Annotated in this window: 6 protein-coding genes and 1 pseudogene; 4 read left to right on the top strand and 3 right to left on the bottom strand. The window is 41.9% G+C overall.

Going from position 1 to position 6,000, the window contains the following annotated elements:
• Positions 1–163: 163 nt before the first annotated feature.
• Positions 164–520, bottom strand: coding sequence for a helix-turn-helix domain-containing protein (locus HW447_RS17390; protein ID WP_032547022.1), 357 nt, complete (start codon positions 518–520; stop codon positions 164–166).
• A gap of 593 nt (positions 521–1,113) precedes the next feature.
• On the opposite strand from HW447_RS17390, the gene HW447_RS17385 reads away from it, so the two are divergent.
• From HW447_RS17385 to HW447_RS17370, 4 genes are all read left to right on the top strand, one after another.
• Positions 1,114–1,536 carry an RNA polymerase sigma factor gene (locus HW447_RS17385; protein ID WP_022615780.1) on the top strand — a complete coding sequence of 141 codons (423 nt, stop codon included), beginning with the start codon at positions 1,114–1,116 and terminating at the stop codon, positions 1,534–1,536.
• Positions 1,533–1,772 (top strand): helix-turn-helix domain-containing protein, encoded by a 240-nt coding sequence (locus HW447_RS17380; protein WP_074133949.1) that lies wholly within the window; start codon positions 1,533–1,535, stop codon positions 1,770–1,772. Before HW447_RS17385 ends, HW447_RS17380 begins: the two co-directional genes overlap by 4 nt.
• Before the next feature lie 501 nt (positions 1,773–2,273).
• Positions 2,274–2,417, top strand: coding sequence for a hypothetical protein (locus HW447_RS17375; RefSeq protein WP_005427045.1), 144 nt, complete (start codon positions 2,274–2,276; stop codon positions 2,415–2,417).
• 78 nt (positions 2,418–2,495) lie between these two features.
• The gene (locus HW447_RS17370; RefSeq protein ID WP_055058898.1) at positions 2,496–4,067 is read left to right on the top strand and encodes a recombinase family protein; all 1,572 of its coding nucleotides are present in this window, start codon (positions 2,496–2,498) and stop codon (positions 4,065–4,067) included.
• Between the two features lie 84 nt (positions 4,068–4,151).
• On the opposite strand, the pseudogene HW447_RS17365 reads toward HW447_RS17370, so the two are convergent.
• A pseudogene (locus HW447_RS17365) lies at positions 4,152–4,538 on the bottom strand (manganese catalase family protein); the annotation flags it as partial.
• 539 nt (positions 4,539–5,077) lie between these two features.
• The gene (locus HW447_RS17360) at positions 5,078–5,869 is read right to left on the bottom strand and encodes a CHAP domain-containing protein (protein ID WP_176256288.1); all 792 of its coding nucleotides are present in this window, start codon (positions 5,867–5,869) and stop codon (positions 5,078–5,080) included.
• Positions 5,870–6,000: the final 131 nt, after the last annotated feature.

The raw sequence follows: 6,000 nt of genomic DNA, 5'->3' as shown, positions 1-6,000 counted from the left end.
GCCTGCTCTTGACATGCATGGAAGTACCTGTTATATATAAAACAAGGGTGAAAAACCTGATTTAGAAGTTTCCCACCCTTCATTATCATAGAAGAATCTTATTTACAGAAATTTTCTCATACTCTCATTTTAGTTTCAGTCCTATTCTTGCAGACAATAGAAGTTATTTATCTTCCATTTCCTTGTATTTGACAATACCATCCGCAACGCTTTCCATGATAACAAGGTCTGCGTCTGTAAAATTGTCAATTTTACTTTCAAGCTGTCTTCGTCTGCTGCTTTTTACCGGATTATCAGAGGACAAAAAGAACTCATCCACTGATACATTCAGCAGAGATACAAGGTCGTAAAGCACCTGTAAACTTGGGTGCTGCCCTTTATTCTCAATATTAGTTAAATAGCGTGGGTCAATTTCAATCATTGCTCCCACCTGTTCACGGGTCAAACCCTGTTTTTTACGGGCTTCTTTTATGGCAAGCCCAAACGCCCTGAAATCATATTTATCTTCTTTTTTACGCATAATACACCACCTCTGTACATTTTACTGTTCCTGTTGTAATAGAGACAGGTATAGAAAAACGTATTGTATAGTTGTACAGTTCCTATTATGTGTATCAAAGATAAAACTATGCTGCCGAAACGGAAATAAAAAAAACCGTTATTTGGCAGCATACTTTCCTTGCGTCAAAATCACATAAGCCTTTCCAGACGACGGTTTAACAAAAGCCGCCGTCTTTTTTTGCATGAAATATAGATGATTTTTAAAGTCTACTACTTTATACAGACAGCGGCTTACAGGAGGAAGCCGCTATGCAAAATATTTTCTTAAATATATCTACATTCGGTAAACTGTTAAAAAAAGCCATTCACCTACACTAGAAAAGTCTGAACCTCAATATGGTTTTTCAGAATACATAGAAAGAACTATCGAAGCACACAAGCAGAAATATCGTCTGTTTGCGTGCTTTTTTAGTTGGAAGAAAAAGGTTTTAAATTTTTCTTCTCAAAACGCAACTGCACCCCCTGTCCTGTCGGGACTAAGAGCGAAAAGGGGGAAAGAAGCAGAAATTCCTATCAGCTCGCTCCCTTTCAAGGCTGGAAAGGGGGTGAGCAATGATGAAGCCATCTGAATTTCAGACAACCATAGAGAACCAGTTTGATTACATCTGTAAAGTCGCTATGGAGGATGAACGCAAAGACTATCTCAAAGCGTTGTCCAGACAGTGTAAACGGGAAACCCTGTTCTGTGATATGGACGATTATACCGTCAACTTGTTTTCTTCCGAAGACACCTATCCATCCCACTTCCATACTTTTGAAATGGATGGATTTACTGTCCGTATTGAAAACAGCCTATTAGCAGAAGCATTAGAAAATCTGGATGGAAAGAAACGTGATGTTATCCTGAGATATTATTTTCTTGGATTTGACGATACGGAAATTTCAAAAATTCTGGAAGTCAACCGTTCTACCATCCAGAGAAGAAGACACGCCGGACTGGAATTTATCAAAAAATTTATGGAGGAAGAAGCATGACAGCAAAGCACCCTATGATTCCGTTTCCTGTGATTGTAAGGGCTGCGGACGGTGATATTGAAGCAATCAACCAGATTGTACGCCATTACAGCGGTTTTATTGCCAGCCGTTCCATGCGTCCCATGAAAGACGAATATGGCAATACCCACATGGTTGTAGATGAAACCCTACGCCGCCGGATGGAAACACGTCTGATTGCAAAGATTTTATCTTTTGAAATCAGGGAACCAAAGTAAAAATAACGCTCTCCTGTGGAAGCATGGACAAGCCCATGCTTCCCAGACAGAGCTTGCCAGTCTATTAAAGTGCATTATCACCAGTGCACTTTAACAGGCTGACAAAGCCGGATTGTTCCTTGAAAAAGAAAGCGTCTAATCAACGCAGCATAAAGCAGCCGAATACGTTTCGATAGAAAGAGAGCCGTTGGGCTGGCACGCCGTAACCCACCAAAGGAGGGATGAAACCGGATAGCGATTCCTGCCAGCGTTCCATAAGCAGCTTACCGCAAAAGCTGCCGCCATGACCTTTCTATCGTGATAATGATACTTCCGTACAGCCTTAGTCTGTGTGATGATGTAGCACCGCTGACAAAGGGTACGGCTGGATGAGAACCATGCAGGGGTGAGATTCCCATGAGCTTTAGCGAAAGCTGTTCGGTTTGCTAAGGATGATTCTTTCATAATGAACAAGCATTTTTGCATAGTCTGTAAACATAGTAAAGACTGTGAGGTGGAATTATGCCAAAAGAAGCAGAAATTTCCTGCAAAAATGTATTTAAGTGTGAAGATAAGTCGGCATTAAAAAAAGAGTTCAATCAGAAATGGATAGAACTCATCAATCAATTAGAAAAATCCAAAGGACAGGTATTACCTGTAAAATGATAGACAAACATTTCTCAACACGGTATAATAAGTGTAGGTGGAATGTTTGTTTTATCTTCTCTTTAAGGGAGATAAAATATGATGAACACAAAGTCAAAAGTTGCTATTTATTGCCGCTTATCAGAAGAAGATAGAAACAAACAACATGAAACTGATGATAGTAACAGTATTCAAAATCAAAAATCCATGCTGATTCAATATGTATTGGAACAAGGTTGGGAAGTCTACAATATATACAGTGATGACGATTATACTGGTTCAGATAGACGAAGACCAGAATTTAACAAACTGTTAAATGACGCTGAACACCGAAAATTTGATATTATCCTCTGTAAAACACAATCCAGATTTACCAGAGAGTTAGAGTTGGTGGAAAAATACATACATGGATTGTTTCCTATTTGGGGGATTCGTTTTATCAGTATTGTAGATAATGCAGATACCGCTAATAAAGGAAACAAAAAATCAAGACAAATCAATGGTCTGGTTAATGAGTGGTATTTAGAGGATATGTCAGAAAACATCCGCAGCGTATTGACTGACCGCCGGAAGAATGGATTTCATATTGGTGCATTTGCTCTTTATGGTTATAAAAAAGACCCCGAACAAAAGGGACACCTGATTATTGACGAAGAAGCTGCTGCTGTTGTCAGAGAAGTTTTTACTTTATTTTCACAGGGATATGGCAAAACAGCGATTGCCCGTATGCTGAATGACCGTGGGATTCCAAACCCTACGGAATATAAACGGCTTCATGGTTTACGCTATAAGCAGCCTACCAGAAAAAATAGTACCTTATGGAAATATTTTGCTATTTCCGATATGCTGACAAATGAAATTTATATCGGAAATATGGTTCAAGGAAAATACGGCAGTGTTTCGTATAAGACAAAACAAAATAAGCCCAGACCTAAAGAAGAATGGTACAGAGTAGAGGGAACACACGAACCGATTATTGACCGTGAACTTTGGGATAGAGTACAATCTATGGTAGCTGAAAAAGCAAAACCATTTACAGTAGGAACCATAGGGCTGTTTGCCAGAAAAGCTCGCTGCATGAACTGTGGCTATACCATGCGTTCTAATAAGCAGACAGATGGAAGACATTATTTACAATGTTCAAATCGCCATGTTGCAAAGGACGCTTGCATAGGCTCATTTATTTCTGTGAAGAAGTTGGAGCAGGCAGTTATTTCTGAACTGAACAAGTTATCACAAGAATATCTTGATAAAGATGAATTGGAACAGAACGTGGAATTTCACTCCAACGTAAAGGAGAAAAAAACTGCTTTAGAAACACAACTTGCTACTTATCAAAAAAAGATTGAAGAAGACGCAAAGGTAATCAGAGAACTTTATCTTGATAAAGTAAAAGGGATTCTTTCCGAAAATGATTTCCTGAATTTGTCAAAAGACTTCACAAATGACAGAGAACGGCTTGAAAAGCTGGTGATTGAAACGCAAAAACAGCTTGATGTAATTGAGAGAAAAATCCAGACAGGCGATAATCGCCGCCAGCTTATTGAGCAATACACAAATCTTGAACATTTAGACAGAGAAACCGTTGAAACTCTAATTGATTATATATTAGTAGGAAAACGGATTCCAGGGACAAGAAATGTCCCGATTGAAATACATTGGAATTTCTAAGTTCTGTAAAATCTGGTGTCTGGCACACCAGATTATATAGAACTTCTACTTAACACTTCTATGTTGCACTTATGCAGTTGCACCATCTGCAGCCATATTTTCATGGAGGTCTGTGATCACATCGCCCTTTGACTGGAATTCGCAGGCATTAAATGGTACTCCTCCTGCAGACTGAGGCCAGATGCCAGTAGTATGGTCGGTATAGTAAGGCCCGAACCCCTGCTCTACCAGCTGCTCTGCTGTAAGATTACGGGTAAGCTGGTGTACGATAGCCGCGATCATTTCCAGGTGCGCTAATTCTTCCGTACCAATGTCTGTCAGAACCGCCTTACACTCTTTGTACGGCATGGCATAGCGCTGGGAAAGGTATCGCATGGATGCGCCCATCTCTCCGTCTGGGCCACCGGATAGCAATAACTTATAGTGTTGTGAGTAAGTGGAGACAAAAAAGGTTTTTATAGAATATTGCATTTAGGAATTGCGTATGCTATAATGCCAGTAGGCAATAAAGGATATAGTTGTTCCATAGTGAGCGACAACAAAAAACCCGGAGGTGTGCAAGACCTTCGGGTTTTTCTATTCCTATTTTTCGGAGTGGGAAGGCTTAACCCCACAGGCTAGTTACCGATTACTTATCGCCGTTTAACCATTTGATGATGTAGTGGCAAGCTACACCAGCCGCAACAGCGACGATAAAGGATATAATAAATTCCATAGTAAGCACCTCCCTTCCTTACCAGTATAGGAGGCGGTAACATCAGCATTATAGCACACTCATATCATCTCTGCTACTTCTTTTTCGACAATCTCCCCTATTTTTTACTTTCCCAGCCCCGGCCACAGCAGCGCCCCGTCCTGATCCAGGCACCAGTCTAACAGAATAAATCAACATCTGGATTCAAAGGATAACACGGGTCATGAGATACTCTTTGTTCTTCTTCCCATTAGACGCCACATATTTACCTTCCATGAATAGAGCCGAAAATTCGGCTGTACTCAATTGATCCGGTTTAAAACTCACCCGGCCCCTGTACCCCACTGGCGTCAGTTACATACAAGGCACATTCCAATGGGTGGCCTGCCGCCGGCTCAAAATAATACCACTCCCCATCGATCTGATGCCAGTCTGTCAATGCGTAGCCATCCTGGTTAAAATAATACTTGTGATGGTTAATCACCTGCCAGCAGGACTTATAATAGGTGTGGGGCGTGTCTGCGTACCACCATCCGTTACTGTCATGGTGCCAGCCTAATACGTATTCTGATTGGCTGACAATCGACCAGTCCGGCAGCCCGTAGCCAAGAATTTTCCCATAAGACCGGCTGTAAGCCTTCCGGCACACCCCGCCGCCGTTTTCAATCACACCGGATGCACCAGACGTATTACCCTCAATGGTCTTGATCCGCGTTGCCGTCACCTCTGTAACGATCCCTGTATGATAGGCTCTCTGGCCGTTGGTAAAGAAGATCACTGCCCCAGGCTCCGGCACCGCGGCCCACCGGCCTGCCTTTTTAAACTGGTTGACCCCTGTGGGGCAATAATGGTACAGGCTGCCGCCCAGAAGTTTCTTCGCCTCCTCCAGACCAAATGCCTGCACAAATACCTCCGATACGAACATGGCGCACCAGGGCTGGGCCTGCAGGTTCTGACCAGTGTGTGTCTTATAGTCCCTGGCAAAGCAAGTGAAATTGCCGCTGCCGGCATTGGCCGTAAAATCATCCAGCTGGGCGTTGCTTTTCTTTTCCAGATAGCCGTCCCAATGGGCGGCCTGATCAATGAGTTTCTTTACTGCGTTTTCCATATGTCTTTGCCTCCAAATAAAAAAGCCCGGTACAAAACCGGACAAAAATCATTTTCAGGTATCTTGCTTTTAAAATCTGCATATGCTATAATGCCAGTAGGCTAAACGATAAAAGTTGTCCATTTCAGACA

Source organism: Enterocloster alcoholdehydrogenati, assembly GCF_013282095.1.
Classification (GTDB): domain Bacteria; phylum Bacillota; class Clostridia; order Lachnospirales; family Lachnospiraceae; genus Enterocloster; species Enterocloster alcoholdehydrogenati.
The sequence above is the reverse complement of the archived record's forward strand: the minus strand, read 5'-3'. Positions and strand labels throughout refer to the sequence as shown.